At 59.7% G+C, this 26,622-nt stretch carries 27 protein-coding genes; 18 read left to right on the top strand and 9 right to left on the bottom strand.

Going from position 1 to position 26,622, the window contains the following annotated elements:
* The first annotated feature begins 79 nt into the window (after window positions 1–79).
* The 4 genes from bcoG to H9Q16_RS01000 are packed head-to-tail and all read left to right on the top strand — an operon-like array spanning window position 80 to window position 3,763.
* Window positions 80–994 (top strand): 3-dehydrocarnitine:acetyl-CoA trimethylamine transferase BcoG, encoded by a 915-nt coding sequence (bcoG, locus tag H9Q16_RS00985; RefSeq protein ID WP_191073523.1) that lies wholly within the window; start codon window positions 80–82, stop codon window positions 992–994.
* Window positions 991–1,554, top strand: coding sequence for a lipocalin family protein (locus tag H9Q16_RS00990; RefSeq protein WP_343067736.1), 564 nt, complete (start codon window positions 991–993; stop codon window positions 1,552–1,554). Before bcoG ends, H9Q16_RS00990 begins: the two co-directional genes overlap by 4 nt.
* Window positions 1,551–3,020: a carnitine 3-dehydrogenase gene (locus H9Q16_RS00995; RefSeq protein ID WP_191073524.1), complete on the top strand. Its 1,470-nt coding sequence runs from the start codon at window positions 1,551–1,553 to the stop codon at window positions 3,018–3,020. Before H9Q16_RS00990 ends, H9Q16_RS00995 begins: the two co-directional genes overlap by 4 nt.
* The gene (locus tag H9Q16_RS01000) at window positions 3,017–3,763 is read left to right on the top strand and encodes an SDR family oxidoreductase (protein WP_191073525.1); all 747 of its coding nucleotides are present in this window, start codon (window positions 3,017–3,019) and stop codon (window positions 3,761–3,763) included. Before H9Q16_RS00995 ends, H9Q16_RS01000 begins: the two co-directional genes overlap by 4 nt.
* Before the next feature lie 10 nt (window positions 3,764–3,773).
* On the opposite strand, the gene H9Q16_RS01005 is transcribed toward H9Q16_RS01000, so the two are convergent.
* A complete protein-coding gene (locus H9Q16_RS01005; protein ID WP_191073526.1) occupies window positions 3,774–4,634 on the bottom strand; it encodes a helix-turn-helix domain-containing protein in 861 nt (286 codons plus the stop codon).
* Window positions 4,635–4,735: 101 nt separating this feature from the next.
* Between H9Q16_RS01005 and H9Q16_RS01010 the strand changes: the two genes are divergently transcribed.
* The 3 genes from H9Q16_RS01010 to H9Q16_RS01020 all read left to right on the top strand — a co-directional run bounded on the left by H9Q16_RS01010 (window position 4,736) and on the right by H9Q16_RS01020 (window position 7,610).
* The gene (locus H9Q16_RS01010; RefSeq protein WP_343067737.1) at window positions 4,736–5,695 is read left to right on the top strand and encodes a fatty acid desaturase; all 960 of its coding nucleotides are present in this window, start codon (window positions 4,736–4,738) and stop codon (window positions 5,693–5,695) included.
* Window positions 5,696–5,710: 15 nt separating this feature from the next.
* Window positions 5,711–6,625 carry a DMT family transporter gene (locus H9Q16_RS01015; RefSeq protein ID WP_191073527.1) on the top strand — a complete coding sequence of 305 codons (915 nt, stop codon included), beginning with the start codon at window positions 5,711–5,713 and terminating at the stop codon, window positions 6,623–6,625.
* 121 nt (window positions 6,626–6,746) lie between these two features.
* The gene (locus H9Q16_RS01020) at window positions 6,747–7,610 is read left to right on the top strand and encodes a metal-dependent phosphohydrolase (protein WP_191073528.1); all 864 of its coding nucleotides are present in this window, start codon (window positions 6,747–6,749) and stop codon (window positions 7,608–7,610) included.
* A 16-nt stretch (window positions 7,611–7,626) separates the two neighbouring features.
* Here H9Q16_RS01020 and H9Q16_RS01025 read toward each other — a convergent pair whose 3' ends face one another.
* Complete coding sequence (locus tag H9Q16_RS01025) at window positions 7,627–8,322, bottom strand: NUDIX hydrolase (protein WP_191073529.1); 696 nt, start codon at window positions 8,320–8,322, stop codon at window positions 7,627–7,629.
* A gap of 33 nt (window positions 8,323–8,355) precedes the next feature.
* Entirely contained in the window at window positions 8,356–8,763 is a 408-nt protein-coding gene (locus tag H9Q16_RS01030) for a DUF983 domain-containing protein (RefSeq protein WP_191073530.1), read from the bottom strand.
* 193 nt (window positions 8,764–8,956) lie between these two features.
* Between H9Q16_RS01030 and H9Q16_RS01035 the strand changes: the two genes are divergently transcribed.
* The 5 genes from H9Q16_RS01035 to H9Q16_RS01055 all read left to right on the top strand — a co-directional run bounded on the left by H9Q16_RS01035 (window position 8,957) and on the right by H9Q16_RS01055 (window position 11,533).
* Entirely contained in the window at window positions 8,957–9,502 is a 546-nt protein-coding gene (locus H9Q16_RS01035; protein WP_191073531.1) for an EF-hand domain-containing protein, read from the top strand.
* A gap of 55 nt (window positions 9,503–9,557) precedes the next feature.
* Window positions 9,558–10,133: an RNA polymerase sigma factor gene (locus tag H9Q16_RS01040; RefSeq protein ID WP_191073532.1), complete on the top strand. Its 576-nt coding sequence runs from the start codon at window positions 9,558–9,560 to the stop codon at window positions 10,131–10,133.
* Window positions 10,126–10,470, top strand: a complete 345-nt coding sequence (locus H9Q16_RS01045) for a hypothetical protein (RefSeq protein WP_191073533.1) — start codon at window positions 10,126–10,128, stop codon at window positions 10,468–10,470. Before H9Q16_RS01040 ends, H9Q16_RS01045 begins: the two co-directional genes overlap by 8 nt.
* A gap of 4 nt (window positions 10,471–10,474) precedes the next feature.
* Window positions 10,475–10,975 (top strand): periplasmic heavy metal sensor, encoded by a 501-nt coding sequence (locus H9Q16_RS01050; RefSeq protein ID WP_191073534.1) that lies wholly within the window; start codon window positions 10,475–10,477, stop codon window positions 10,973–10,975.
* A gap of 63 nt (window positions 10,976–11,038) precedes the next feature.
* Entirely contained in the window at window positions 11,039–11,533 is a 495-nt protein-coding gene (locus H9Q16_RS01055; protein WP_191073535.1) for a hypothetical protein, read from the top strand.
* 61 nt (window positions 11,534–11,594) lie between these two features.
* On the opposite strand, the gene H9Q16_RS01060 is transcribed toward H9Q16_RS01055, so the two are convergent.
* The 3 genes from H9Q16_RS01060 to H9Q16_RS01070 are packed head-to-tail and all read right to left on the bottom strand — an operon-like array spanning window position 11,595 to window position 14,526.
* Window positions 11,595–12,167 (bottom strand): TadE/TadG family type IV pilus assembly protein, encoded by a 573-nt coding sequence (locus tag H9Q16_RS01060; RefSeq protein ID WP_246455405.1) that lies wholly within the window; start codon window positions 12,165–12,167, stop codon window positions 11,595–11,597.
* Window positions 12,167–12,706 carry a TadE/TadG family type IV pilus assembly protein gene (locus H9Q16_RS01065; RefSeq protein WP_191073536.1) on the bottom strand — a complete coding sequence of 180 codons (540 nt, stop codon included), beginning with the start codon at window positions 12,704–12,706 and terminating at the stop codon, window positions 12,167–12,169. Before H9Q16_RS01065 ends, H9Q16_RS01060 begins: the two co-directional genes overlap by 1 nt.
* The gene (locus tag H9Q16_RS01070) at window positions 12,703–14,526 is read right to left on the bottom strand and encodes a TadE/TadG family type IV pilus assembly protein (protein WP_246455409.1); all 1,824 of its coding nucleotides are present in this window, start codon (window positions 14,524–14,526) and stop codon (window positions 12,703–12,705) included. Before H9Q16_RS01070 ends, H9Q16_RS01065 begins: the two co-directional genes overlap by 4 nt.
* Window positions 14,527–14,864: 338 nt before the next feature.
* Here H9Q16_RS01070 and H9Q16_RS01075 point away from each other — a divergent pair, with 338 nt between their 5' ends.
* The gene (locus H9Q16_RS01075) at window positions 14,865–16,295 is read left to right on the top strand and encodes a Glu/Leu/Phe/Val family dehydrogenase (RefSeq protein ID WP_191073537.1); all 1,431 of its coding nucleotides are present in this window, start codon (window positions 14,865–14,867) and stop codon (window positions 16,293–16,295) included.
* A gap of 21 nt (window positions 16,296–16,316) precedes the next feature.
* On the opposite strand, the gene H9Q16_RS01080 is transcribed toward H9Q16_RS01075, so the two are convergent.
* Window positions 16,317–17,993 carry an adenylate/guanylate cyclase domain-containing protein gene (locus H9Q16_RS01080; protein WP_191073538.1) on the bottom strand — a complete coding sequence of 559 codons (1,677 nt, stop codon included), beginning with the start codon at window positions 17,991–17,993 and terminating at the stop codon, window positions 16,317–16,319.
* A gap of 128 nt (window positions 17,994–18,121) precedes the next feature.
* On the opposite strand from H9Q16_RS01080, the gene H9Q16_RS01085 reads away from it, so the two are divergent.
* Both H9Q16_RS01085 and H9Q16_RS01090 read left to right on the top strand, forming a co-directional pair.
* Window positions 18,122–19,189, top strand: a complete 1,068-nt coding sequence (locus tag H9Q16_RS01085; protein WP_191073539.1) for a bifunctional transcriptional activator/DNA repair enzyme AdaA — start codon at window positions 18,122–18,124, stop codon at window positions 19,187–19,189.
* 2 nt (window positions 19,190–19,191) lie between these two features.
* A complete protein-coding gene (locus tag H9Q16_RS01090) occupies window positions 19,192–19,950 on the top strand; it encodes an isocitrate lyase/PEP mutase family protein (RefSeq protein WP_191073540.1) in 759 nt (252 codons plus the stop codon).
* On the opposite strand, the gene H9Q16_RS01095 is transcribed toward H9Q16_RS01090, so the two are convergent.
* Together H9Q16_RS01095 and H9Q16_RS01100 are read right to left on the bottom strand one after the other, a co-directional pair.
* The gene (locus H9Q16_RS01095; RefSeq protein ID WP_191073541.1) at window positions 19,944–21,287 is read right to left on the bottom strand and encodes a TadE/TadG family type IV pilus assembly protein; all 1,344 of its coding nucleotides are present in this window, start codon (window positions 21,285–21,287) and stop codon (window positions 19,944–19,946) included. The genes H9Q16_RS01090 and H9Q16_RS01095 overlap by 7 nt on opposite strands.
* Before the next feature lie 9 nt (window positions 21,288–21,296).
* Window positions 21,297–21,707, bottom strand: coding sequence for a TadE/TadG family type IV pilus assembly protein (locus H9Q16_RS01100; RefSeq protein ID WP_191073542.1), 411 nt, complete (start codon window positions 21,705–21,707; stop codon window positions 21,297–21,299).
* Window positions 21,708–21,983: 276 nt separating this feature from the next.
* Between H9Q16_RS01100 and H9Q16_RS01105 the strand changes: the two genes are divergently transcribed.
* The 3 genes from H9Q16_RS01105 (at window position 21,984) to H9Q16_RS01115 (ending at window position 26,593) form a co-directional block, all read left to right on the top strand.
* On the top strand, window positions 21,984–23,240 hold the full coding sequence (locus H9Q16_RS01105; protein ID WP_191075110.1) for a sarcosine oxidase subunit beta family protein: 1,257 nt from the start codon (window positions 21,984–21,986) through the stop codon (window positions 23,238–23,240).
* 147 nt (window positions 23,241–23,387) lie between these two features.
* Window positions 23,388–23,660: a sarcosine oxidase subunit delta gene (locus H9Q16_RS01110; RefSeq protein WP_191073543.1), complete on the top strand. Its 273-nt coding sequence runs from the start codon at window positions 23,388–23,390 to the stop codon at window positions 23,658–23,660.
* Window positions 23,657–26,593, top strand: coding sequence for a sarcosine oxidase subunit alpha family protein (locus tag H9Q16_RS01115; protein ID WP_191073544.1), 2,937 nt, complete (start codon window positions 23,657–23,659; stop codon window positions 26,591–26,593). Before H9Q16_RS01110 ends, H9Q16_RS01115 begins: the two co-directional genes overlap by 4 nt.
* Window positions 26,594–26,622 lie beyond the last annotated feature (29 nt).

A 26,622-nucleotide genomic window follows, 5' to 3' on the forward strand; every position in this document is an offset into this window, starting at 1 on the left:
ATGCGCCTTCGTTTTTTGCTTGGCGCGCCGGTAATCCTCGCGCCAAGGTGCCTCGAAAGCCACAAAAGGATTCCCACCCATGCCGCTGTCCATGAACAAAGACGTCTTCATCACCTGTGCCGTCACAGGCTCCGGCGGCACGCAGGACCGCAGCCCGCTGGTGCCGCGCAGCCCTCAGCAGATCGCGGACAGCGCCATCGCGGCGGCCAAGGCAGGGGCGGCAATTGTGCATTGTCACGTGCGTGATCCTGAGACGGGCAAGCCTAGCCGGGATCCGTTGATGTTTCGTGAAGTCACCGAACGGATCCGCGACAGCGACACCGACGTTGTGCTGAACCTGACTGCGGGCATGGGAGGGGACATGGTTTTTGGCCCTACCGAAAACCCCATGGCGCTCAGTCAGGAAGGGACTGATATGGTCGGCGCCTCAGAGCGGGTACAGCATGTTGCCGAGTGCCTGCCTGAGATCTGCACGCTGGATTGCGGGACGATGAATTTTGCCGAGGCCGATTACGTCATGACCAACACGCCCGGAATGCTGACGGCCATGGGGCGGATGATGACGGATCTGGGTGTAAAGCCAGAGATCGAGGCATTTGATACAGGCCATTTATGGTATGCAAAACAATTGGTTGCCGACGGGGTGCTGGAAAGCCCAGCCTTGGTGCAGCTCTGCATGGGGGTGCCTTGGGGCGCGCCGGATGATCTGAACACCTTTATGGCGATGGTGAACAATGTGCCCAATGACTGGTGTTTTTCGGCCTTTGGGTTGGGGCGCAATCAGATGGCGTATGTGGCTGCTGCGGTGCTGGCGGGGGGAAATGTCCGTGTGGGGCTAGAGGACAACCTTTGGCTGGACAAAGGGGTTTTGGCAGAGAACTGGCAGTTGGTCGAACGGGCGCAGAACATTATTGAAAACATGGGCGCACGGGTCATTGGGCCTGGGGAAGTGCGCGCGAAACTGGGGCTGGAAAAGCGGGCCCCGAAGGGGTGAAAAGGCGGGTCGGTATCACGTCGGTATCACGTCGGTATTACGTCGGTATTTTTCTGATTTTGGCACTGGCTGCCTGCGACGCGCGCCGTGACACAGCCCAAAGTGGTGCAAGCTACCGCGACCAGGATGTTTTGATCGGCGTGACCTCGCGGTATGACGAAGCCCGGTTTTTGGGGCAATGGTATATGCGCGCGGCGTTACCGGCGAACGAACGGATCGAACGGGTCAGATTTGAAAACCGGGCCACCGGCCTGCAGATGCAGATGGCGCAATATGGGTGTGATCCGGGCGGCACCTGCGGCACAATCAGCGACACGCTGAAAGTCGAACGCGAAGGTGTGGGGCGCTATGCGATCGACATGGCCGATGGCACGACCCGGACCTTATGGGTGCTGTGGGTGGATGAGAGCTTTCGCACAGCACTTGTCGGAAATCCGGAAGGAGCCTTTGCCTGGATACTCGATCGGCAGCCCACGGGGGGCGCTGACCGGATCGCAGCGGCGCGCGAAATACTCGATTTCAACGGCTACGATGTGAGCCAACTGAGGATGAACGAATGACAAGAACGGCGGCAATCATTGGGGGTGGGATTATCGGCGGCGGCTGGGCCGCGCGGTTCCTCCTGAATGGCTGGGATGTGCGGGTCTATGACCCGGATCCAGAGGCGGAGCGCAAGATCACTGAAGTGCTTGTCAACGCGCGGCGGTCCCTGCCGGGGTTGACGGATGTTGCTTTGCCCGCGGAAGGGTGCCTGAGTTTTGGCGCAAGCCTTGCCGAGGTGGTGGCGGATGCCGAGTTGATCGTAGAGGCCGTGCCTGAGCGGCTGGATGTTAAGCGCGCGGTCTATGCAGAGATTGAGGCCGCAAATACGGATGGCATCATCGCCTCTTCCACCTCGGGCATCATGCCAAGCGATCTGCAGGCAGAGCTTGCCTATCCGGGGCGGTTGATCGTGGCGCATCCATTTAACCCGGTTTACCTGCTGCCGCTCGTTGAACTGGTGGGCGGCGCGCAAACAGATGCGGCCCATATCGAGAAAGCCAAGGGCATCTACAGCGATCTGGGCATGTATCCGTTGCATTGCCGGGTTGAGATCGAAGGGTTCCTGTCGGACCGACTGCAGGAGGCGCTGTGGCGCGAGGCCTTGTGGTTGCTCAAAGATGAGGTCGCCACGGCAGAGGAGATCGACGCGGCGGTTGCCTACGGTCCGGGCCTGCGCTGGGCGCAGATGGGCACGATGCAGACCTTTCATCTGGCGGGCGGTGAAGGCGGCATGCGCGCTATGCTGGCGATGTTTGGCCCCTGTCTGAAATGGCCCTGGACCAAGCTGATGGATGTCCCCGAGCTTACCGATGATTTTGTCGAGATGGTCGGGGATCAGTGCGACACTCAGGCCGGGGCATTAAGCCCGCGCGATCTGGAGGTCATCCGCGATGACAACCTTGTCGGGATCATCCGGTCGCTGAAGGCCCAGAACTGGGGTGCAGGGGCGGTGGCGCAGGCGCATGACCGAAGGCTGCGCGCCGGCACCGTGCAGGCCGCGCGTGCCGCCGACCTGCCTGCTGACCAGCCGGTGCTGACGGCGCGGCGTGTGGTGCCGCTGGACTGGACAGATTACAACGGACACATGACCGAAAGCCGCTATCTGCACGCCTTTGCAGACGCCACCGACAGGTTCATGGAGATTATCGGCTGCGATGCCGACTATATCGCCTCTGGCGGCAGCTATTTCACCGCTGAAACTCACATTCGGCATCTCGATGAAGTGCATGCAGGTGCCCGGATCGACATCACGACGCGTGTTATTCTTGGAGAAGGCAAGAAAATGCACCTTTGGCACGAAATGCGCGAAGGTGATCGGTTGCTGGCCAGCGGAGAGCATTTTCTGCTGCATGTCTCGCTAGAAACACGCAAGCCGACGCCGCCGTCCGAGGCCATTGCGGCCGCACTTGTGCGCTTTGCGGCGGGGCATGCGGATCTGCCTGCGCCGGAGGGGCTGGGCAGAGCCATCGGCGGGCCGAGGTGAAACGTGTTTTGATCACTGCCGGGGCAGGCGGCATTGGGCGGGCGATGGCCGAAGCCTTTGAGGTGGCTGGCTATGAGGTCTGGGTGACAGATGTAGACGCCGATGCGCTGTCGGGGTGCCCGGCAGGGTGGCAGTGTCATCAGGCAAGTGCGGCAGATGAGGATCAGATGGCAGCGGTCTTTGCGCAGATCGACCGCCTGGATGTGTTGTGTGCCAATGCGGGTGTGGCAGGGCCGACAGCACTGGTCGAAGATATTGAATTGGCAGATTGGCGCAGTTGCGTCAGCGTCAATCTTGAAGGGGCCTTTCTGGCGGCGAAATACGCGGCCCCCCTGATGAAAGAGGCGGGACGGGGCGCGATCACGCTGACGTCCTCGACTGCGGGGCTGTTCGGGTACCCGAACCGCGCGCCTTATGCGGCGGCGAAATGGGCGGTTATCGGATTGATGAAGACCCTCGCGATGGAGTTGGGGCCTTTCGGCGTGCGCGCCAATGCGATCTGCCCCGGCGCGGTGGAAGGTCCGCGCATGGAAGGCGTGCTGGCCCGCGAAGCCGATGCCAAGGGGATGACCCGTGATGAGGTGTATCGCGGCTATGCTGCCGGCACCTCGATGCGGTCTTTTGTAGAGGCCTCCGATATTGCCGATATGGCTGTCTTCCTGGCCTCGGATCAGGCGCGGATGGTATCGGGTCAGGTCATTGCCGTGGATGGGCATACGGAAAACCCCGACCCCAGGATCTGACCCGCGCCGCTTAGCGGATGAGGGCGCGCATGTCTGACAGGTAATCCGGGAAATCACGGGCGGTGCGGCTGGCTTCGACCACAAGGACGTCAAAGTCGGTCATGAGGGTATCGATCCGGTTGCGGTCGCGAAAAGCCATGTAGTGTCCGCCCGTATAAATCACGGCCAGAAGGCGGCCAAAAACCGTTACCGGTGCGGAATAGAGGCGGCGGGCGTCGAACTGGTAGATCCGCATGCGGGGATACAATTGACGACTGAGCGTGATCAGATGGTCGGTCTGGGCGATGCGCAGGGGGGCGGGCAGACCGGCGTAGTACCCTGCGCCGCGAATGAAGCAGGTGATTTCGTAAAGCGGCATGGCGATTTCATATTCGGAACCGACCTGACGCATCCAGTCCAGGCGGTCACGGCTGGCGTTGATGGCCTGTTGCGTCGTGCGGCCCAGATGCGGGCCATATTCCCACTCAAGCATCTCATCGGTTTTCAACATGTCGGGCAGGGTCGCAGGAACATGCCGGATCTTCGATCCTGCCGCTTCGCGATGCCAAGCAAAGATCTGTTCGTCCACAAGCGCGCGGGGGGCGTGGGAGACCTCGAAACTGTTGGACAGCAGATCGGCGGCGGATTCCGGTCGGTCTGACAGGCCCAGCAACCAGTCGCTGGAGACACCCAGCACCGAGGCGCATGCCCCGATCACATGCGCACCGGGCATGCGCGCGCCGCTATCCGTAAGGGCTTGGGACAGGGTCGAGCGGTCGGCCCCGATGCTGCGCGCAAGCGCACTTTGGGTCATGCCAGAGGCGTTGATCGCTTCGGCCAATCGGGTGCGGAACAGAGTTGCGCGGGCATGTTTGTCAATAAAAGAAACCATTGGTGATTTTTATCACGTTTTGGGGTGAAAGTTAATCATTATCTGAATGGGCGCACGTCCCGAGACCTGTCACGAAAGTGTCATAAAGAGGGACACACATCGTGACGGCACTACCGCCAGAGGTGCAGGGCACACCGCCGGCCAAGACAATTGGACAAACTATCATTGGGCGGATCGCCCATTGGGACTGGCCGACGCTTTGGCTTTTCGCCGGTGCGGTATTGGTCTTGGGCATTGCTTTGCTGCTGCCCGAGGGGTGGGGGGCGCTGGGCTTCGTGTTGCTGGTGCTGGGTCTTGTATTGCATTCGTCCCTAAGCCACGAAATTCTGCATGGCCATCCATTTGCGTCTGAGCGGGCGGGCACTCTGTTGGGGCTTGTTCAGCCGGGACTGGCCATTCCCTACCTGAGATTCAAACGTCTGCATCTGGATCACCATATGGATGCGCGGCTGACCGACCCTTATGATGATCCTGAATCCAATTATCTGGATCCGGCAGTCTGGGCGGGGCTGTCGCGATTTTCAAAGATCACGCTGCAGTTCAACAACACGCTGCTGGGCCGGATGCTGATTGGGCCGTTGATTGCGCAATGGGCGTTCATGCGCGGTGATCTGGCGCGGATCCTAAAGGGCGACCGGCAGGTGCTGTGGGACTGGGTCTTACATATGCCGGGCGCGGTTTTGGTGGTCTGGCTGGTCACGCTGTCTGCCGTACCGCTGTGGCTTTATCTGTTAGCGTGTTACGTGGCCCTGTCGGTTCTGAAGATCCGGACGTTTCTTGAGCATCAGGCTCATGAACATTGTGCCGGGCGTACGGTGATCATCGAAGACCGCGGATTGTTGGCGCTTTTGTTTCTGAACAATAATCTGCATGTGGTGCATCACATGCATCCGACTGTCGCATGGTACCGTCTGCCGGACCTCTACCGAAGCCAGAAACAGCGGTTTCAGGCGCGCAATGACGGGTATGTCTACCAGTCATACAGCCAGATATTTCGTCGTTTCTTTTTGCGCCGCAAGGACCCGGTGGCGCATCCACTCTGGCGGGGCCCGTCGGAGTAGGGCACAAGACGGGTCATGAGCGCCCTTTTCGAGCTTTGGATCATCGTCACGCTGCTGGCCGCTACGTTCCAGACAGTGCGGTTCATGCTGCAAAAGCAATTGGCCACGGCCACGCTGAGTGCTGCGGGGGCGACGTTTTCACGCTTTGTCTATTCGGCACCATTCATCCTTGTCTTGTTGCTTGTCTATATGGCCGCAACTGGAGTCGCACTGCCCGCGATTGCGCCATCTTTCTGGGCATATGGATTGGCAGGAGGCACGGCACAGATCACGGCGACAGTGTGCGTCGTGCTGCTGTTCAAACAGCGCAACTTTGCGGTGGGGATCACGTTCAAGAAGACCGAAGTGATCCAGACCGTGCTGGTCGGGTTTGTGGTCCTGGGCGAGGGGGTTTCGGCCATGGGATTTGTCGCGATTGCATTGGGGGTTGCAGGCCTGTTGCTGTTGTCGGGCGGGCCGGAGGCCAAGGGGCTGCATTTAAGCGACTTTCGCAATCGTGCGGCGGGCCTGGGCATCGCGTCGGGCTTTCTTTTTGCGATTTCGGCGGTCTGTTATCGCGGGGCGACCCAAGGCGTTGCGGCAGAAGATCCGATCCTGCGCGCGGGCGTGACGCTGGCGGTTGTGGTGCTGATGCAGACGCTGATCATGTTGGTCTGGCTTCGGGCACGCGAACCGGGTGAGATCGCGCGTGTCTGGGATGCCCGCAAGGTCGCGGTATGGATCGGGCTGACGTCCATGGGGGGGTCGTTTTGCTGGTTCGTGGCCTTTGCTGTTCAGAATGCGGCCTACGTCAAGGCGCTGGGACAGGTGGAACTGATCCTGAGCGTGGCCGCGTCCACCCTGTTTTTCCATGAAAAGATCAGCAACAGGGAATGGGCGGGGATCGTGGTTTTGATGGCGTCGATCGTGCTGCTGGTTTTGGTGGCGTGATGATCACTTTGGTGCGGTACGCGGCGCGCCGGGCGCGCGCATCAGCGGATTGTGCAAAAAGCTGACATTTTGATTTCAAACGGATACTATCCCGACGGGTATCCTGAATTGCGAGATGATCATGTTCAATCCTACCGCTGTCGTTGCTACAGAATTCGGCGATCATCTGGCAGAGACCTACTTGCAGTATTTTTCCGGACGGAAGGCCGAATACGCGGCTTTCATCAGCGGCAGTGCGCGCATGATACTTGAGCGGCTCGGCAATTCGGATGCGCTTTATCACAACGCCGAACATACGATGATGGTGACGCTGGTGGGTCAGCAGATCATTCGGGGCCAGTTGGTGACGCGCGCGGTCCAGCCGGAAGACTGGCTGCATTTCATTGTGTCTCTGCTGGTGCACGACATCGGGTACTCGCGCAACATCTGTGAAGGGGATTCCGATACAGAGGTTGTGATCAACGAAGCCGGAGACAAGATCTGTCCGCCGCGCGGGGCGTCAGATGCGTTTCTTGCGCCGTATCATATCGAGCGTGGGAAGATTTACGCCCGCCAACGCTTTGAGGGGTCCGGGCTGATTGACGAAGAGCGGATCGCCGATGCCATCGAATACACGCGTTTCCCGGTTCCTGATGACAAGGCCTATGCACAGACAACGACGGAGGCGGCTTTGGTGCGCGCGGCTGACCTAATCGGGCAGATCGCAGATCCGTTCTATCACAGGAAGATCACTGCGCTTTATTATGAGTTTGACGAGACCGGGTTTGCGGAGAAGCTGGGCTATGAAACGCCAATGGACCTGATGGAGCAATTTCCGCAGTTCTTCTGGCGACAGGTGCAACCCCTGATCGGCCCCGCGCTGACGCATCTGGAGCAGACGATGGAGGGCAAGCAGTGGGTGGCGCAGCTTTATAACCACGTCTTTCAGGCGTCCCATCGTGCAAGTTGTCTTGGGCCCTTTCCCGGTGCCGTGGATACCAAGTAGCCGGACCGGGTGGCGCTTAGTCGGGCTGTGGAAAGCCGCGCAGGCGCAGGAACAGGCTTTCTTCATCGTTGTTCTTGAAAAAGGGAACGGACGCAGGCGGGGCGGTGTCGCCGGCGCGTGCCTCGATTTCGGCGAGCACGACTTCGGTGATGAAGGGCATGTCAAAGGCGCGTGCCTCAGAAAGTTTCACCCATTGCAGATGCGAAAGTTCATCGCTCGCGGCTGAAAAATCATCAAGATCGCCTGCAATGTCCGCGGCATCCACCAGAAAAAAGCGCGCGTCGAACCGGCGTGGGCGACCCGGGGGTGTGAGCGCGCGAAAGACAAACTGCAGCGGCGCGGCATGGGGCAGGTGACCGGTTGCGGCATAGCTTTCCCAATCGGCGGGTGGATGTGCGGCCCATCGACCGGGATGCCCCAGCACGAGGCCGGTTTCCTCCCACAGTTCGCGGATGGCCGCAGCCGCCAGCGCGTGGGCCAGTGATGGGTCGGCATCCTCTGCAAGACGCGCAGCGCATGTCCCCGTCAGGGCGGTTGCCAGCGGGATATCGGCATCACCTGCATCGACCGCACCGCCGGGAAAGACGAATTTGTTGGGCATGAACACCGCCTTTGCGCCGCGCTGGCCCATCAATATGTGCGGTTCTTCAAATCGGTTGCGCAGCACGATGACCGTGGCTGCGTTCCGGATTTGTGATTTGTCGATACTCATGCGGCTCTCCGGTATGACGAAAAGGCGCGCCGGTCAGGTGGAAGGGGCAAACCCGCCCATACCCTTGGCCCATTGAAAGCCGATCATGGCCCCCTTCAGTCTGGGCAGAAGGTAAAGCGACAACCCGGTACAGCCAACCGCAAAAATGGTGAACAGGGTCAGCGGCTCTGGACGCCAGGTCACAAAGACCCAATGCAGCAGCGGCGCCATCAGATGGCCCACGAAAAGGATGGTCAGATAGGCAGGCCCATCGTCGGCACGATGATGATGCAATTCCTGCCTGCAAACAGCGCAGTCGTGGTTCACCTTGAGGTAGCCATTGAGCAGCGGACCACTGCCGCAGCGTGGGCATTTGCCGCGCCATCCGCGCACAATCGATCCCCACCGCGGCCGGTCTTCATCGGCGTTCTCGATCTGCTGCGCCAGGGTGATGGGGGACATAGAGTGCTCCTTTGCGTCCCGTCTCAAATGCGCTTTCTGGCGGGAAATTGGAAGGGTCTTGCGCCCCGCCGCGTCGCGATGTCGCGCAGGCGGATGCGGCTGCTGAACTTTTTTCGACGGAAGTCGGAATGTGCTGCGTTGAAAGGTGGACCGGGCCAAGAAGGAGCCGGGCAGAGCAAAGAGGAAAGATGTTATGAAACTACGGGAAAATCTGCATATCGCGACGCTGGTCAGCTTGATTGCGCTCGGGGCGGGAGCGGCGCATGCCAAATCCGGCAACCACGCGGAACGCTTTGGAGAAATCGACGCCGACGGCAACGGTGAGATCACCCAGGCTGAGCTGAAAGCCCATGCAGAGGCGCGGTTTGCCAGTGCCGATACGAATGGTGACGGCCTGCTGGACAACGCGGAAATGGCCGCTGCACGGGCAGAGCGGGGCGGAAAGCGCGCGCAGAAAATGCTGGAAAAGTTCGACGCGGACGGCAGTGGCGCACTTGATGCCGCAGAGTTGCAAGAGGCCGCCAAGGGCCGCCATGGCAAGCGTGGCGATCGGATGATGAAGCGTCTGGATGCCAACAATGACGGCAAATTGTCGATGGCAGAGATGACCGGCCGCCGCGACCCTGCAAAGATGTTCGAGCGGCTGGATGCGGATGAGAATGGCACGCTGAGTGCTGAGGAATTCGCCAAGGCGGGCGAGCGCATGCGGCATCGCCACGGCAAGAAATCCCGCGACTGAGACTGTTTGCGGGCGTGGTTGTCTTCTGCGCCCGCAGACCCTAGCCAAGACCGTGATGCATGAAAGAAACGAGCCAGACGCCGATGCCGCGCTGTTGGCGCGATATGCTGCCGGGGATCCGGCGGCGGCGGCGCTGTTGGCGCAGCGTTTGGGGCCGCGCGTCTACGCGCAGGCCAGTCGCATTCTGGGCGATGCAACCGAGGCCGAGGATGTGACCCAGGATGCAATGATGCGGCTGTGGCGCGTGGCGCCTGACTGGCAGACCGGGCAGGCAAAGGTGACGACATGGCTTTACCGTGTGGTTGCAAATCTGTGCACCGACCGCCTGCGCAAGCGGCCTGCGACGTCGCTGGACGCAATTGCTGAACCTGCCGATCCCGCGCCTTCTGCGGCGCAACACCTGCAGAACGTGGCGCGTGCAGACGCGCTTCAGACGGCGCTTGATACCTTGCCAGAGCGGCAGCGGATGGCCGTGGTTCTGCGGCATATCGAAGGCTTGGCCAATCCGGAAATTGCGGCCATTCTTGATGTTGGCGTTGAAGCGGTGGAAAGCCTGACCGCGCGTGGAAAAAAGGCTTTGAAGGGGGCGCTGGCGGGTCAGCGCGATGCATTGGGGTACGACGATGAGTGATGTGGACAAGACAATCAGCGATGACGCCCTGGAAGCCTGTTTCGAGCAGGCCCGTGTGACGCAGGCCCCTCTGCCAGAGGCTGCAATGGCGCGCATTCTGGCCGATGCCGCGGCGGTTCAGCCACGCGCCCCTCGGATGGCGTGGCGCGCTTGGGTGCGTGCATTGGGAGGGGCCCCGGGGATCGGTGGCCTGATCACGGCGACCTGCGTTGGCTTCTGGATCGGGATTGCACCGCCCCAGATGCTGCCCGATGTGGGCGGTATCGTTCTGGGGGCTGAGGTGTCTGCCTTTGATCTTGATGCCGATGGATTTGGCTGGGATCTTGAGGAAGGATGATAAAATGACAACCACGCCCCCGACCGCGCGGCCGCGCCGCCTTTTCAAGATTGCGCTTGTTGTCTCGCTTGCACTGAATCTGCTGTTTGTGGGGCTGGTGGCGGGTGCCGCGTGGCGGTTTGGGGGCGGGGGTCCATCCCGCGACCATGGCGGACCCGACTGGCAGGGGTTTGCGGCGCCATACGTTTGGGCCTTGCCCAAGGCAGAGCGGCGCGCGCTTTTTGGTGAGTTGCGCCGCGTGCATCCGCGACGCGACAGGGACGCGCGGCGCATGACGTACGATCAGATGCTTGCCGCCCTGCGGTCCGATCCCTACGACGCGGCGCGTGTCGAGGCGATCCTGACAGAGCAGCAGTCCGGGATTGTCGCGCTGCAGTCGGCGGCGCGAGATCGGTGGCTTGGCACCATCTCTGAAATGTCGGATGCGGACAGGGTTGCCTATGCAGACCGGTTGGAAAAGATCATCGAACGCGGTCCGCGCAGGCGCAACAAGGATCGGCGCTGATGCGTGCGCTTGTCAGCACATGGCCCGCAGGATAGACCCCGGCCAGCAGCATGCGGGGGCGACGTGGCAACAGAAGATCACAAAGATGAGGTGCTTGCCGTCGTTCAGGCGTCCCGGGGCAGACGCTTTCTGGGGATGACATCGCTGACGTTGCTTGGTGTTTTGCTGATTTATGTCGCCATCGCTCAGCCTCCGACGCCGGTTTGGCAAGTTTTCCTGATTGTTGTGGGGCTTGCCGCATTGTGGTGTGCGGATGCGATGCGCAAGGCGACCGCAAGTCAGGTTGTTCTTACAGAAACCGAACTGCGCGATGGTGACGGGACGCTGATTGCACCGCTGGAAGATGTGATTGGCGTCGATCGCGGCTTTTTCGCGTTCAAACCGTCGAACGGGTTTCTGCTGAAGACACGGTCCCGGGCACCGCGACGGTGGCGACCGGGATTGTGGTGGCGGATTGGCAACCGTGTGGGCGTGGGCGGCATGACGGCGGCGCATCAGGCCAAGAACATGTCCGAGATCCTGGCGATCATTCTGGCCCGCCGCGATATGTCGCCGTAGGCCACGTGGCACGAAAAAAGGCGCGCCCCGGGGGCGCGACTTTCAGAGCAAAGGCATCAAATCAGTTGCAGGCGTCAAAGCAGACCGCAGGCGCATAGCGCGGGCTGGTAAAGACATATGTCCTGATCTCGTCCGCCGTGAGACCGGTCTCGAAAGGCGTGTCGTAATTGCTCCAGGTTTCGAGAAGCACGATCCGTTCATTGTCGGGCATGACCGGCAGCTTGTCGTGCCAGTTAGACACCTGCGCGTCCGACAGGGGCGAGATCGAGCCGCGCACTTCGGACCAGTCAGCGCGGTAGCTGTCGTTGTCCTCGTCGTACCAGATCTGGCTGACACGCATGCTGGTCTGGCCCTGGCTGCGCGACAGGTATTCAAACAGATCGTGGGTGCCGTCCAGATAGTCATCGTCGATCGGCATCGTTTCGCGCGAGATTGCATCGCTGATGGTAAAGGCTGCCTTCTGGTGCACGCTGAACATCCGGTAGGCGTCATATATGGCGAACATGCACAGGTAGGCCCAGAAAATCACCGGCAGGATGATCATGGCCTCAACGGCCACAGACCCGTCTTCACGGCGCAGAAAAGAGCCGCGCATCCAGTCCTTGCCGGTTTGGAGAAGGTGTTTGATATACATTAGCTTGGCTCCTGTACAAAGGCGGCGGACGAGATCATGCGTACCCGGCCTGAGCCGTCGTCGTCGAATGCATACCCAAGGCCCGTTGTCGCAAAGACCGGCTTGAACTTGACGCAGGCGCGCAAGATCATCAGCTCGTGGGACTCCCCCAGGGTAAAGCCGCGCTCTGGCTCGACCGGTTGGCTGAGATCGATGCAATCGGGTTGAGGGTCGAATGCCGCAAAGGCACGTGGGTTCAGGGGCTGCATTTCAAGCCGCAGGGTCGTGTCGCAGTCGTCGATGAAGCCCGCGTTGCGGCAGATCATGTCCTTGAGCTGCGGATGCGTCATCGGCGTATTGGTGTTGAGCCGCACATAACGCACTGTCAGATCAAGACCACGGTCGAGGAACATGTGCCGCATGGAGTACAAACCCATTTCCACGCCCATCAGGAAACAGCCGATGATCAGCGGTGTGAAGATCACGAATTCGACCACGAGGGCGCTGCCGTCTTCGTCGCGGCGAAACTGCCGCAGGTATGATGTGAGTGTGCGTATCATTGGGTCAACCTCAGCTGATTGATTTGCCCGGCGATGGCGCCGAAGGCCTCCTTAATCTGTTCGCTTCCGGCGACGCGGAAGAAATGGCTAGGCGATGAGGCGCAATCCTCCATCACTGTGGCGCCGTGATCGAGCACCTCAAAACCGATGGTCCAGACGATGATCTCTCTGGCTTTGGCAGCGTCGCAGATGTTCTTAAGGAGCGCGTCGCCTTTGGCCTCAGTGTATTTGTTGTAGTAGTATTGCGTGTGATTACTGGAGCTTACGTTGTTCCACAGGTAATATTGCAGGTTGTACTCTTCCCAATGGGTGTAGTGTCGGGGTGTGCCGATGTCCGCGTCATTGGTGGTGTAATACGCATCATAAATGCGGTTGGCTTTTGAATTCTGGCCATCGGTCATCAGGACGACCGTCTTGAGCGTTTCATCATCGGTATAGGCGGCGGGTCTGTCACTGAAGGCGGCATCTACGTGGCCAGCGGTGGACAGATCTGCTGTCATGGACCTGAACGAGGGATCCAGCATCGAAGCCGCCCATTTCATGCCGATGAAGATTTGCGTGCCTGCGCGGGGTTTCATCGCATTGATCTGCGCCTTGAGCTGGCTGGCGTTCTGGCTGAAAGGCCGGATTTCCTCATAATCGTTACGCGGGCAGACCGTGTCGTACACCGTGTTCAGTTGCGACCCGGATTCGATGGAGTACCAGTTCCACTGATAATGCTGCATCTGAGCATAGGTCTTGTTGCGCTCGAAGTTTGCCGTCTGAAAGTCCGCATCGGTAAATTCAACGCAATGGGAATAATCATGTGTCGTCACGATGTTCGGCATCTGGTCATAGATCTTCGGGCCGGCATTGACGTGCTGGGAGTAGGGGATCAGCGAAACAGAGACCAGATCCCGGTTTTTGGGTTTCAACACTTCGTCAATGAATTCGCCAGCCGCGGCCTGCATGTCGGCCATCTTGGTGCCGTTCTTCATGGAGCCTGAAACGTCAAGCACCAGCGAGATTTCGACCTTGTTCACCTTTTCCTGCGCCTGGGAGGCCGCAGGGACGACAAGCGTATCAACACCCACCATGTTCATGAACTGGGTGTTCATTGTGGTGGTTGCGTCCACATTCACCGTTCGAAAATTGAGCCCTTCGACGACAGTGACGTTTGAGACATAGTCGCCCATGCCGGATTTGACGAAATAGTCCCGTACGACCGCTTCTGGATCGAGGGTCTGGTCGAGATCGGCTGCTGCGAGCACGGCACGGTCAGACACGGCCTGAAGGCGGGTGCGCTCCATTTCGTTGCGCATCAGGTCAACGCCGATACCACCCACCATCAACATCATGAGGATCATGAAACAGGCGAAGATGGTCATCGTCCCGTTTTCATTTCTGGCAAAGATTTTTAGGAATCTTTCTTCATCGCGAATACGATCGCGATGGCACAACGTGCCACAGTTTACCATAGTCTTACCTTTCACTCCGGTGACCGAACACTCGGCCACCGGTACAATAGTCGTCAGTACCCAATGTTTACCTCTGCGCTTGAAATCGGGCTTAATTGGGGCTTGAGCGTGGCACGCCGAAAAATTTCCTAAAATGTTCAATAACACTGAGTTTTGCCGTTTCTGGTCCACGCGCTTGACGCTGATCAATCTGACGCGGTTTGCGGCCGGGGTCGGGCATTTGCGGGTGCTGTTTATAAGATGAGAAAGCGCGCGCAAAGCACTCTTAAATATGAAAGAAAGTGGGATGGAGATGCTTTCGCCACCCCCGGTTGTGCCAGGGGATGGATGGCCGCGAAGCTTTGGTTCGCGATTGTTGGTCATCTGATTTGTCATGTCGCGCTCTCAGCAGCAGGCCCCCAAGCCAGCTCGGATCGGGCATGAACAACGATCCGTGGCGCATAATATGCGGTATAAATGCGGCCAAACTGAGGCAAATGGTTCAAAATTGAGGAAACCCATGGCTTTTTCGCGGCGGTTGGTTTCGCGTTTGGAAACGGTCGGCGCGATCCATGCGGATTGGATATCTAGCTATAAAATGAAGCGCCGAGCTAAATAAAGTCGCACGTTTGAAACATGATCGTTAGGGTGGTGTGAGTTCAACTGATTGAAGTGAGTCGTGCCCGGCAAGGGTGACCACAAATTGCCAACAGGAGAAATCTATGTCCCCAGCCAATGAACCAAGCTTTCGCGAAAGTGTGGATATCATGTTCAACAGGGCGGTTGCCCTGATGGATCTGCCGCCCGGTCTGGAAGAAAAGATCAGGGTGTGTAATGCCACCTATACCGTGCGGTTTGGGGTGCGCCTGCGCGGCAAGATCCATACGTTCACCGGCTACCGGTCCGTGCATTCGGAACATATGGAACCGGTGAAGGGCGGCATCCGCTATTCGCTTGGCGTCAATCAGGATGAGGTTGAGGCGCTCGCGGCGCTGATGACCTACAAGTGTTCATTGGTGGAGGCCCCCTTTGGCGGCTCCAAGGGCGGGTTATGCATCGACCCACGTGAATACGATGATCACGAAATGGAACTGATCACGCGCCGTTTTGCCTATGAGCTGATCAAGCGCGACCTGATCAACCCCGCGCAGAACGTGCCCGCGCCCGACATGGGCACCGGTGAGCGCGAAATGGCCTGGATCGCCGATCAGTACAAACGCATGAACACGACGGAATTGAATGGTGTGGCCTGCGTGACCGGCAAACCGATCAACGCAGGCGGCATTCAGGGCCGCACGGAGGCCACGGGCCGCGGCGTGCAATATGCCCTTCACGCGTTCTTCAACGATGAAGAGGGCATGAAGAAAGCCGGGATGACCGGGACCATGAAAGGCAAGCGCGTGGTCGTGCAGGGCCTTGGCAACGTGGGCTATCACGCGGCCAAGTTCTTGCAGGAAGAGGATGGCTGCAAAATCACGGCCATTATCGAACGAGACGGCGCGTTGCACAACGAAGACGGGCTTGATGTTGAGGCCGTACACCAGTGGATTGCCAAGCACGGGACCATCACCGGCTATCCTGACACCCATTGTGAGGAAGACGGGGCAAAATTGCTGGAAGCGGAGTGCGATATCCTGATCCCGGCGGCCCTAGAGGGGGTGATCAACCTGTCAAACGCCGCGAACGTCAAAGCACCGCTGATCATTGAGGCCGCAAATGGTCCGGTCACCGCTGGTGCGGATGAGATCCTGCGCAAGAAAGGCTGCGTGATCATCCCTGACATGTATGCCAACGCTGGTGGTGTGACTGTCTCATATTTTGAGTGGGTCAAGAACCTGAGCCACATCCGCTTTGGCCGGATGCAACGCCGCCAGGAAGAGGCCCGGCACCAATTGGTGGTGGATGAACTGGAACGGCTTGACCGCTACATGGGCGATGCCTGGTCGATGACGCCGGACTTCAAGGAGAAGTATCTGCGCGGCGCGGGAGAGCTGGAACTGGTCCGGTCGGGTCTCGATGACACGATGCAGACGGCCTATCAGTCGATGGCCCGGGTCTGGCATGACCGTGATGACGTGGATGATCTGCGCACTGCGGCCTATCTGGTGTCGATCGAAAAGGTTGCGGCCAGCTATCGCGCCAAAGGGCTGTAGCGTTAGCGGCGGGGATTTCTTTCAAGGCATCCCCGCCATCTTCATACCCTCGAAATAGCGCTTGCCGCCTTCTGAGCCGCCGTAGTTATTGGTGGCCGCCCAGTTCGCCAATGTGCGTTCCGGTTCGAGTTTGCGGTATTCTTCCAGCGCGATGCGCGCTTCATCCAGCCGACCCAGATGCGCCAGTGCGGCAGTGCGCACCATGTAGAAGGTGGGATAAAGGTCTGACAGGGCCAGACCCTTATCGACCAGCGCCAGCGCCTTCTCATCTTTGCCCAGTTGCAAGCTGGCGCTTGCGGCCCCACCCAGCGAGGCAACATAGAACGGGCCCAACCGCCCAAATTCCAGAGACTTGTGAAAGCAGTCGTAGGCGTCTTGGGTCTGCCCTGACCACAGGTTCGCCCAGCCGCAAAAGCTGAGAACGCGGGCATCGAAGGGGGCAAGGCGCAGGGTTTGTGCGATGGCCTCCTTGAGCGGGATAACTTTCTTTTCTTGGGCGTATGTGGCGACGGCAATAGCAAGGGTCAGCATGGCATGTCCGGGTGCCAGGGGGCGCGCAGCTTCGATCCAAGCAGGTATCTTGTCAAAGTATTCTTGCAAAATATCGCTACTGGTGACGGTACGCCCGGCCTGTAGCACGATAAGTGCCTCAGCATAGGCGTCAGCCATGTCGGGCTTTGCGATCATGGCGCGTTCGTGAAATTGGACTGATCGGATGTAGGAGTCTCTTCCAAAGTCGCGCCAGGTGATGATACCCATCAACAGGCACTGTTCGGCGGTCAGGTCTTCGTCAGGTAGAGCCATGATGCGGGTGGTTTCGGCCTCTAGAATCAAACCAATGCAATGATCCGCGATTTCGGCGATGACGCTATCCTGCCAGTCAAATGCTTCATCCAGCGTGGTATCAGATTTGTGGGTCCACAGTGTATCGCCCGCCGGACTGTAGAGCCGCGTTTCCAGCCGTATCCTTTCCCCGCGCGCGCGCAGGACGGGGCGCAACGCATAGGCATCGGGGATGGGTGTGCTTTTGATGTTCGCCTGCAGCCAGTTGATACTGCTGAAATAGGTGTCAAAGTCAGCCGAGAGGGCATCGGCGGTGTCGCGCAATTCTGCGCGCGGGTCGCTGTTGGCGGTCGGTTCAATCCTGAGACGCGGGAGGGCAGAGACGACGTCTTGGGCCGGCGTGCGCTGTTGTATCGCGCCGCCGCTGGGAGTGCGCACCCAGGTAATGATCGGGCGGTCGATGTTCTTGAGCTTTTGCGCGCCTGCCGCCTCGAAAGAAGGCGAGAGTGTGCCATCAAGGCTGGAGTAGACGGCGTCAGAGATGGTGATCCCGCCTTTGGGCGCAATGCTTTCCAGACGTGCGGCGATATTGATGCCGTCGCCGTAGAGGTCGTGTTCATTGTGGACAACATCACCGATGTGGATCCCGATGCGCAGGGTGATGGTGGGGTGATCTGTCAGCCTGTCTTGCACCTGCATTGCGGCATTGACGGCTGCTACCGCGCTTTCAAAGGCAACCAGCCAGCCATCGCCCATGCTTTTGACGATCGTCCCATGGTGATCGGTGAAGACGGGGCCGAAAACCTCGGCGCGCAAGGTGTCGAGGGCATCAAGCGTCGCTGTCTCGTTCGCGGCGATCATGCGCGAATAGCCCACGACATCGGCGGCAAGGATGGCGGCAAGTTTGCGGGGCATGGGGGGCGCGGGTCTCCTGTCGACGCGTTCATCTTAGGGGGGCATCACGTCCTGTGCCAGACATGAAAATCGAATAGACGCCCGATACGAGGCGGACAAGGGCGCGGGCAGCGGGTATGCCTGTGCGCATGTTACTTGACCTGCCCGACGAAGACAGCCTTTACGCCGCCTTGCTGGCGCGCGATGCGTCGTTTGACGGTCGCGCTTTTGTTGGGGTGACTTCGACCGGGGTGTTTTGCAGATTGACCTGCCCTGCACGCAAGCCAAAGCGCGAAAATTGCGTATTCTTCGACCGCATAGGGGCATGCATCGACGCTGGCTATCGTCCCTGCAAGCGCTGTCATCCGATGGCACCGGCAGCGCAGGCCGATCCGGTCATAATGCACCTGCTGAAAGCGCTTGAAGCTGATCCGGTGCGGGTGTGGCATGAGCGGGACATCATCGCGCTGGGTCTGGATGCGTCGACGGTTCGACGGGCCTTCAAGCGGCATTTTGGCACGACCTTTCTCGACATGGCGCGCCAGATGCGGCTGCGTACGGCGGCCGCTGAATTGCCGCAGGGAGCCAAGGTCATCGACGCGCAGATGGTCGCGGGATATGACAGCCCTTCGGCATTTCGCGCGGCCTTTGGGCGGATCATGGGGCTGGCGCCGGGTGCATTTGTGAAAGACGCCTTGCTGAGGGCAGATTGGATCGAGACACGGCTTGGCGCGATGATCGCGGTCAGTTCTGCCAGTCATCTGCATCTGCTGGAGTTCGTGGAGCGAAAGGCGCTGCCGGCTGAGCTACGGCGGTTGCACACCGCGGCAAAGGGGAGCCTTGGATTTGGTCGGTTTGATCCGACAGATCAGATCGAGGCGGAGATGACAGCATTTCTGCGCTTGGAGCAGGATCACTTTGCGACGCCAATCGCGCCGCATGGCACGCCCTTTTCCCAGTCTGTCTGGCGTGCACTTCGCGACATTCCCGCAGGCGAGACGCGTAGCTATTCCGATCTTGCGCGGTCTATGGGCAGACCAGATGCCACGCGCGCAGTGGCGCGCGCGAACGGGGCAAACCCCATCGCGATTGTTGTGCCATGTCACCGTGTGCTGGCTGCGGATGGCGCGCTGACGGGATATGGTGGTGGGCTTTGGCGCAAGCAGGCTTTGATTGAACTTGAACAGGGCTTTGCAGCCCGCAGACAGGAGAGTTGAGGATGGATCAGATCGGCAAGGCGAAGGCGTTCAAAGCGTTGCATGTGAAGGGGCGACCGCTGGTTCTTTACAATATCTGGGATGCCGGATCAGCAGGCGCGGTGGCCAAGGCCGGGGCACCTGCACTAGCCACTGGCAGTTGGTCGGTAGCGGCGGCGCAGGGTTTTGCCGATGGCGAGCAGTTGCCTTTGGTGGCCGCCCTGCGCACGGCACGCGAGATCGTGCAGGCCGTTGATGTGCCGGTGAGCGTGGATTTCGAAGGCGGATATGCCGAAGACCCCGCGCGCGTCGGGGAAAATGCGGTTGCTTTGATTGAAACGGGCGCCGTGGGTCTGAACATGGAGGACCGGATTGTAGGCGGCAAAGGGTTGCACGCACCGGATGTGCAGGCCGCCCGTCTTGCGGCAATCCGCGCGCGTTCAGATGCAGCGGGCGTTCCGTTTTTCATCAACGCGCGGACAGATGTCTTCTTTTCGGGGTACGAGGGCGATGCCGTCGATCTTGTGCCGGAAGCGATTGCGCGGGCCAAGGCCTATGCCGATGCCGGGGCGGATGGGGTGTTTTTGCCGGGGCTGGATGATCTGGCGTTGATCGCGCAGCTCTGCGAGGCGATTGATCTACCGGTGAATGTCATGCGCCTGAGTGAGGCGCATGACATTGAGGAGATCGCCAAAACCGGTGTGGCCCGGATCAGCCATGGCCCCGCACCTTATCGCGCGGCCATGAAAGCGCTGGGCGCTGCCGCCCAGGCGCTTTACTGAACCATACGGAAGTAGGGGGCGCGATAGGCGTTTTCCATGCCATCGCCGTTGCAAAAGCCCATGTTCATGTTGCTGGTGCCGTCGATTTGGCCATAAGACACAAATGACGCGCCCTGGATGCCATTTGCCTCCGCTGCGAATTCAATATCGCCGATGGCCAGGATCTGGCCGTTATAGACGCTGAGCGATGCAGCGGCATTAAAGCCACCCAAAGTCATCAGCGTGGCACCGCCACCTTCGGCGCAATTGTCATTGCGGCCGATCTGCAGCCCGGCAGGTGTGTTGAACGATGTGGCGCCTGTATGTGTGGTGGCGACAACAACGTCTTCAAGAACCACGCCGTTCGCGAACTTCACTTCGCAATCGCTGACGAACAGCATTTGCGAATAGACGCCCGCGTTCATGGTCATTTTGCCGGAGCCGGAGCAGGTGAGGTAGTTCACCGCATTGGGCACAAAATCAACAGGGTCAAGCGTTTTGCCGTCGGGTCCATTGCTCAGGCTGTTTGACAGATCGTACAAGCTGGAACCTGAGATGTACGGCGGCAAATGCTTTGGATCGGCGGACCAGAAGCTGTCGATCATATCGGGCAGCTTGTTGAGAAGCCGCATGCGGTATTCGCCCTGACGCAGAGCGGTCTGGAGACCTTCGTTGGTTTCAAACCCGGAGTTGGGGATATCCAGCTGGTCCAGGTTTGGCATCGAAACGACGGTGCCGGGTTCGAAGAAGTTATTCGAGTTCAGGCTCACGTAGTCGTTGGAATGGATGCAGAACCCGTTGAAGAAGTTGTTGTTCGACTGGATGTCCACAGGTTCCTGCGCCACGAACCCTTCGGTAAGACAGGGAGGATAGTATGTGGAATAGATCGATTCAGCTGTCACATCGAATGTGTCCTGGCCCACCATGCTGAGCAGGATGGTATTGGATGGATTGCTGCGGGTCTCGTTCATCTGGGCATAGACCCGCACCGCCTTGTTGGAGGTGCTGTCAGCGGTAAAGAGGTTGAGATCAAAATCCCAGGTGCCGAAGGTCACATCAGCAACCGTCACAGGATTGGCGCCGAACTGGTGTTCAGGCAGGAACCCGTCAATGGTGTTCATCGCGGCAGTTTTGGACGTCGACACGTCTTCATCTTCGCGGGTGTAGAGCGCGGCATGCGCGGCGGTGTCTGCGGCGATCTGCAGATGGGTCCGTTCGGACATCACCTTGTTAAAGTCGACAGCCAGGCCACCCATCACGAGGAAAATCATGGCGAAAAGCACAGCGAGGATTGTCGCTGAGCCATCTTCTTTTTCGATGAACCGACGTGCGGCCCGCGGGACGAGTTTGATGATCATGGTTCTCTCCTAGAACTCGATGATGTGCTGGGCGTTGACGCCGACCTGGATGCCACTAAAGGCACCGGTCATAAAATTGAGGGGCATCAGTTCTGAAGCGGCCACAGTCAGATCAGTTTCGATCAACCCGCCAGCGACAGCAGAAGTCACGTTCAGGTTGACGTCTAAATAGCTTAACTCGGTAAGGATGTATTGCTCGACCTCTGCTGCACTATCAAGGCGGCCCAGGGAAAACGCGCGATTGCCGTCCTGGACGACCCGCAGCATCTGAGATTCATTGAAGAAGACCATCGAGATATTCATGATGAAAGCGAGGAGGATCGCGAAGATCGGAAACCAGATTACCGATTCAATGGTAACGCTTCCGTTCTCGTCCTTTACAAACGCGCCAAGGCGTTTTTTTGTAAGGCTCTTTTTCATAACTCTGGGATCCATCACTCTGGGCACATTGATAGCGGCGAGGTTCCTTTTCGCACGCAATGATGGAATGACTTGGACTCGAATGTGTTGGATCAAAGGTCTTTTTCTGCACTTTTGCCACAATTGGGTAGAATTGCGGACGATTTTTGCCACAATTGAAAGCAGTCTGTGCAGATGCTTTTCCGCGCTTTGAAACATTGGGCTTGCGTCTGGTGTCCGTTGCCTGTCAGCATTGAAACTGCTTAGATGGACAGACCTGTCCAATTGGGGGAGACGATGCGTTTTTCAGGGCTGCGCATTCTGCGCGAAGGCTTGACCGGCAACAAAGGCTGGACGCCCCATTGGCGTGATCCCGAACCCAAGGCCGAATATGATGCCATCATCATCGGGGGCGGCGGGCACGGTCTGGCCACGGCGTACTATCTGGCGAAGAACCATGGACTTACCAATATTGCGGTTCTGGAAAAGGGATATCTTGGCGGGGGTAATGTGGGGCGCAATACCACCATCGTGCGCGCCAATTACATGCTGGACGGCAACAGCCAGTTCTATTCGCATTCGCTGAAGCTGTGGGAGAACCTGGAGCAGGAACTGAACTACAATGTCATGCTGTCCCAGCGTGGGCATCTGATGTTGTGTCATTCGGACGGCCAGCGCGACGCCTATGCGCGCCGGGGCAACATGATGCACAGCCAGGGCGATACGGATGCCGAACTGTTGGACCGAGACGGCGTGCGCCGCATTCTGCCCTATCTGGATTACGACAACACCCGGTTTCCGATCTATGGGGGGCTGATGCACTGGCGCGCGGGGTCGGCGCGTCACGATGCTGTCGCATGGGGATTTGCGCGCGGGGCGGATGCGCGGGGCGTGGATCTGATCCAGCAGTGTGAAGTCACGGGCATCGACATTGAGGACGGCAAGGTCACGGGTGTGCAAACCACCCGCGGGGCCATCCGGTCCCGAAAGGTCGGCATTGTGGTGGCGGGCCGGTCCGGTCAGGTGGCCGCCATGGCGGGGATGACACTGCCGATTGAAAGCCATGTGTTGCAGGCCTTTGTGACCGAGGGGCTGAAACCGGTCATCAACCATGTGGTCAGCTTTGGCATGGGGCACTTCTATATCAGCCAGTCCGACAAGGGCGGATTGGTCTTTGGCGGGGATCTCGATTTCTATGCCTCGTATGCCCAACGCGGCAACATGCCGATGATGGAACATGTGATGGAGGCGGGCATGACGCTGATGCCGATGATCGGCAAGTCGAAGGTTCTACGCAGTTGGGGCGGCATCATGGACATGACGCCCGACGGATCACCGATCATCGACAAGACAGAGACAGAGGGGCTCTTTATCAACTGCGGTTGGTGTTACGGCGGGTTCAAGGCGGTGCCTGGGTCGGGCTATTCCTTTGCGCATCTGATGGCCAGGGATGAGCATCACGCCCCGGCGGCGAAGTTCCGGATGGACCGGTTCCGAACCGGCTATGGGTTGATGGACGAGGAGGCGACCGGTGCGCAGCATAATCTTCACTAGCACTTGGCCGCAGGAGTGCGCGGGGCCTTCGCGGCATGCCTCAGCCGGGCTTTGCTTGTCTAAGGCGCTGGTGGGTGCGGCGGGATCACCGCAGAGGTATTTGAAAAAGGGTGAAACAGGGGATGCGCCCCTGCACGGAGGTGTGGCGTGAGAATTGAGTGCCCGATCTGTGGATCGCGAGAGCGGCGCGAGTTTTATTATCAGGGGGCGGACGGGATGATTGCGCGGCCCGACCCGGATGCGGGCGGAGAGGTGTGGCATGCGTATCTGCACCTGCGCGACAATCCCGCGGGAGAAACCCGTGATCTTTGGTATCACGAGGGCGGGTGCGGCGCGTGGATCGTGGTGACCCGCAATACCGTGACGCATGAGGTTCTTGGCACCAGGCTTGCTTCGGACGCCCGGGAAGCGGCGTCATGAGGGTCGCGGGAAAAGGCATCATTGACCGCAGCGCGCCTGTGACCTTTCGCTTTGATGGGGCGTCTTATCAGGGCTACGCGGGCGATACGGTGGCATCTGCGCTTTTGGCGAATAACGTGCGGCTGATGGGCCGGTCGTTCAAGTATCACCGGCCGCGCGGCGTGCTGACGGCTGGCTCTGAAGAGCCTAATGCGCTGATCACCACCGGGACGGGTGCCGGGGCTGAGCCGAATGTGCGCGCGACAGTGCAAGAGATTTTCGACGGGTTGGTGACCACGTCGCAAAACGCCTGGCCTTCGCTTGAGTTTGACGTGATGGCTGTAAATGATCTGGCGGCACCCTTTCTTGGGGCGGGGTTCTATTACAAGACCTTCATGTGGCCTAAACGCTTTTGGGAAGCGATTTACGAGCCGGTGATCCGCAATGCGGCGGGTCTGGGCGCGCTGAGCGGCCAGACCAACCCGGACACCTATGAAAAGGCCTTTGCCTTTTGCGATGTGCTGGTGATCGGCGCAGGACCTGCGGGTCTGATGGCCGCCTGGGCTGCGGCTGAGGCCGGGGCGGATGTTATCCTGGCGGACGAGGACGCGATAATGGGGGGGCGGCTTTTGGCCGAGACCCATGAGATTGACGGGCGCCCGGCGTCGGTCTGGGCGGCCGGAATGGTCGACAGGCTGGCCGAGATGGAGAATGTCCGGCTGATGACCCGCACGACCATCACGGGCGCTTATGATGGCGGGATGTTCGGGGCACTGGAACGGGTGAACCAGCATCGGGCGCCAAGCGCGGATAGTGCCCCGCTGGAGTGCTTTTGGCGTATTCATGCAAAGGCATCGGTGTTGGCTGCTGGCGCGTTGGAGCGGCCGGTGGCGTTTCAGAACAACGACCGGCCCGGGGTGATGATGGCGAGTGCGGTGCGGGCCTATCTCAATCGCTGGGGCGTTAGCCCCGGTCAGAGGGTCACGGTCTTTGGCAACAATGACGACGCGCATCGTACGGCGCGGGACTTGCACGCGGCGGGTGTGCATGTGGCCGCCCTGATCGACAGTCGGTACGACGCGGAGGTGGGCGATGTTGATTATCCGGTCTATCGCGGCGCGCAGGTCTGCAATGCGAGCGGGCGCAAGGAACTTGAGGCGATCACCATTCGATCCGCGAGCGGCGAGCAGGCGATCCAGACAGACTGTCTGGCAGTGTCAGGCGGCTGGAACCCCTCTGTGCATCTGACCTGTCATATGAACGGGCGGCCTGCGTGGCATGCGGATCTGCAGGCCTTTGTGCCCACCCCGGGGGCTATCCCGGGGATGATTGCCGCCGGTGCGTGCAACGGCAGCTTTTCGACGCAGGCCTGTCTGGAGGCAGGGGTGTCGGCGGCAAGAGAGGCACTGGATGCGCTTGGCAAGACCGTTGCGGACGTGCCGCTGCCTGAGGCCGAGGATGCGCCCTATCGCCTGACGCCGCTTTGGGCGGTGGCGGGTAAGGGGCGCGCATGGCTTGATTTTCAGAACGATGTGAGCGTGAAGGACATCAAACAGGCTGCGGTCGAAAACTTCCGCTCGGTTGAGCATATGAAGCGCTATACCACACAAGGGATGGCGACCGATCAGGGGAAGAATTCCAACGTTGCCGCCCTGGCGGTACTTGCCGACGCCACCGGACGCGGTATTCCGGAGACGGGGACAACGACGTTCCGGCCGCCCTACAGCCCTGTGGCTATTGCGGCGATGGGAGCCGGCGCACAGGGCAAGGGGTTTGCGCCGGAGCGGTTGACGACCAGCCACGCCCGGAGCCTTGCCATGGGCGCGCCGATGATCGAAGCGGGGCTTTGGTATCGGCCCAGCTATTTCCCCAAGGCTGGTGAGACAACATGGCGGCAGTCGTGCGACCGCGAAGTGGGGTATGTCCGGCAGAAGGTTGGGGTCTGTGACGTGTCCACGCTGGGCAAAATAGACATTCAGGGGCGCGACGCCGCGAAGCTGCTTGATTTCGCCTATACGAACACCTTTTCGACGCTGAAAGTCGGTCGGGTGCGGTATGGGCTGATGCTGCGCGAGGATGGGCATGTCATGGATGACGGCACCTGCGCGCGGCTTGGTGAAACGCAGTATCTGATGACGACAACGACGGCTGCGGCGGGGCTGGTAATGCGGCATCTGGAGTGGATCACTCAGGCGCTGCATCCGGAGTGGGAGGTATCGTTCACCTCTGTCACCGAACACTGGGCGCAGTTTGCCGTGGCAGGCCCGGAGGCGCGCACGCTGTTGAATGGTCTATTGGACGCGCCCATCGACAACGACAGCTGGCCCTTCATGGCCTGCGGCGCGGTGGGTGTCGCGGGCGTGCCGGGGCGGCTTTTTCGGATCTCGTTCTCGGGGGAGCACGCCTACGAGGTTGCCGTGCCCGCGCGATATGGTGCGAGCCTGTTTGATCTGCTGGTGCAGAAGGCCGAGGGGCTGGGCGGCGGGGCCTACGGCATGGAGGCGCTGAACGTGCTGCGTATCGAAAAGGGCTTTATCACGCACGCTGAGATCGACGGGCGCGTTACGGCATTTGATATTGGCATGCAGCGGATGGTGTCGGACAAGAAGGATTGCATCGGCAAGACGATGTCAGAGCGGCCCGGTCTGATGGACCCGGATCGCCCGCAACTGGTCGGCCTAAAGCCTGCGGGCGCGGTCAAGCAACTGACGGCGGGTGCGCATCTTTACGATGCGGGCGCTGAGGCCGCGCGGGCCAACATGCAGGGCTATGTTACCTCGGTCGGGTTTTCACCCGAGCACGACAGCATGCTGGCTTTGGGCTTTGTGGCGCGGGGGCCAGACCGGATGGGCGAGGTCATTCGCATGGTGGATGCCGTGCGCGGGATCGAGGCGGAGGTCGAGATTTGCAGCCCGGTCTTTGTGGATCCTGAAGGAGGGCGGGTGCGTGGTTGAATTGAAAGCACAGACGCCCTGCGCTGGAC

Source organism: Sulfitobacter aestuariivivens (assembly GCF_014763045.1).
Classification (GTDB): Bacteria; Pseudomonadota; Alphaproteobacteria; order Rhodobacterales; family Rhodobacteraceae; genus Sulfitobacter; species Sulfitobacter aestuariivivens.